Annotated in this window: 2 protein-coding genes; both read right to left on the bottom strand. The window is 70.8% G+C overall.

Annotation, left to right across the window (positions count from 1 at the left end; translation table 11 throughout):
* Positions 1-1,057, bottom strand: a 1,057-nt coding sequence (murC, locus tag NN4_RS44500) for a UDP-N-acetylmuramate--L-alanine ligase (protein WP_222595284.1), incomplete at its 3' end; no start/stop codon positions are given.
* A gap of 44 nt (positions 1,058-1,101) precedes the next feature.
* Positions 1,102-2,205, bottom strand: a complete 1,104-nt coding sequence (gene murG / locus NN4_RS44495) for an undecaprenyldiphospho-muramoylpentapeptide beta-N-acetylglucosaminyltransferase (RefSeq protein WP_147144450.1) — start codon at positions 2,203-2,205, stop codon at positions 1,102-1,104.
* Between the last annotated feature and the right edge of the window lie 87 nt (positions 2,206-2,292).

The raw sequence follows: 2,292 nt of genomic DNA, 5'->3' as shown, positions 1-2,292 counted from the left end.
CCGCAGCGCCGAGCACGGCACGCACCTCGGTCGGATGATGGGCGTAATCGTCGAAGACACGCACCCCGTTCTCCCGGCCGGCGAACTGGAACCGCCGGTGCACGCCGCCGAAACCCTCCAGGCCCTGGATGATTTCGTCCACGTCGGCGCCGGCCGCACGGGCGGCGAGCAACGCGGCCAGCGCGTTCAACGCCATGTGCCTGCCGGGCACCGACAACCGCAGGGTGCGCGGGGCGGCCTCGTCGTCGAGCTGGAACTGGGCGATACCGCCGACATCGCGCGGCTCCCAGCTGTGCAGCCGCACGCCGACCGGCACCGGCGCGTCGGCGAGCTCGCCGGAGCCGTAGCCGAGGACGCGAATGTTCTTCTCGGCCAGCCTGGCGCCGACCCGTTCGGCGAGCGCCCGTGAACCGGGATCGTCCAGACAGACCACCAGCAGGCCACCCTCGGCGAGCCGGTCGGCGAAATCGTCGAAGACCTGGACGTAGGCCTCGTCGGTGCCGAAGTAGTCCAGATGATCGGACTCGATATTGGTGACCACCGCGACGTCCGGGTCGTATTGCAGCAGCGAGCCGTCGCTCTCGTCGGCCTCGGCCACGAAGATCTTGCCGGTGCCGTGGTGGGCGTTGGTGCCCGCCTCGTTCAACTCGCCGCCGACCGCGAAGGACGGGTCGAATCCACAGTGCTGCAACGACACGATGAGCATCGAGGTGGTGGAGGTCTTGCCGTGCGTGCCCGACACGAGCAGGGTGCGGTGCCCCTGCATCAGCGATGCGAGCACGGCCGGGCGCAGCAGCACCGGGATGTCGCGCCGATTCGCTTCCATCAGTTCGGGATTGGTCTTCGGGATGGCCGCGTAGGTGGTGACCACCACGGTCGGGCCGCCGGGCAGTAGGTCGAGCGCGCTGGCGTCGTGGCCGATGCGCACCTGCGCGCCGCGCGCCCGCAACGCGAGCACACCGCGGCTCTCCTTGGCGTCGGAGCCGGACACGGCGCCGCCGCGAGAGAGCAGAATTCGCGCGATGCCCGACATCCCGGCACCACCGATACCGACCATGTGCACCCGCGCCAACGATGGCGGCAAAGCTGAAAGATCGTCGTTCACCCGGCCACCTCCAACACGATCCGCGCCACCGCGTCGGCGGCGTCGCGGTGCCCGGCACCGGCGGCGGCACGGCCCATCTCGGTCAGCCGTGCGGGGTCCATGAGCAGCGGAATCACCTCATCGATCACGTATTTCGGGGTCAACTCCGAATCGGGCACGATTCTGCCACCGCCCTGCCGGACCACCGGTCTGGCATTGAGTTCCTGCTCACCGTTGCCGTGCGGAAGCGGCACATAGAAGGCGGGTAGTCCGACCGCGGACACCTCGGCGACGGTCATCGCGCCGGACCGGCAGACCACCGCGTCGGCGGCGGCGTAGGCGAGATCCATCCGGGAAAGATACGGCACCGCCACATACGGTGCGCGCGCGCCACTCTCGTCCGCGGGGATCTCGAGGGTGTTCTTCGGGCCGTGCGCGTGCAGCACCGAGATGCCCGCAGCGGCGAGTTGCGGCGCGGCACCCGAGACCGCCTCGTTCAGGCTCCGCGCGCCTTGCGACCCGCCGAACACCAGCAGCACCGGCCCCTCGGCGGGAAGTCCGAAGTGCGCCCGCGCCTCGGCGCGCAGCGCGGCCCGATCCAGCGTGGTGATCGCCGCGCGCACCGGAATGCCGACGACCTGCGCGCCGGCCAGCCCCGAATCCGGCACTGCGGCAAGCACCCGGGCGGCGCGGCGCGCCCCGACCTTATTCGCGATGCCTGCCTTGGCGTTCGCCTCGTGCACCACCACCGGCACCCGGCGCCGACGCCGCAGCAGCCCCGGCCCGGCGGCCAGATAGGCGGGCAGCGCCACGTAACCGCCGAAGCCGACGATCACATCGGCCTCGACCGCGTCGATCACCGCCCTGGTCCGCGCCACCGAGGCGCGCACCCGGCCGGGCAGCCGCAGCAGATCGGCGGTGGGCTTGCGCGGCAACGGAACCGGCGGGATGAGCTCGAGCGGATAGCCACGCTCGGGGATCAGTTTGGTCTCCAGGCCGCGCTCGGTGCCGAGCGCCGTCACTCTGATCGAATCGTCAAGCCGCCGCAGCGCGTCCGCCACCGCCAGCGCGGGCTCGATATGGCCCGCCGTGCCGCCGCCTGCGACGATTACCGAGATCACCTAGATTTTCCTCGTTCTCTTGTGTGGTTGACCGGATAGCTGGGTTCCCACGCTCTGGTGGCGCGCAGCGAGCTGGTGCCGCGGCTC

The sequence above is a fragment of the Nocardia ninae NBRC 108245 genome (genome assembly GCF_007990755.1).
Lineage (GTDB): Bacteria > Actinomycetota > Actinomycetes > Mycobacteriales > Mycobacteriaceae > Nocardia > Nocardia ninae.
Note: the sequence above shows the minus strand (reverse complement) of the source record. Positions and strands in the feature narration are given on the sequence as shown.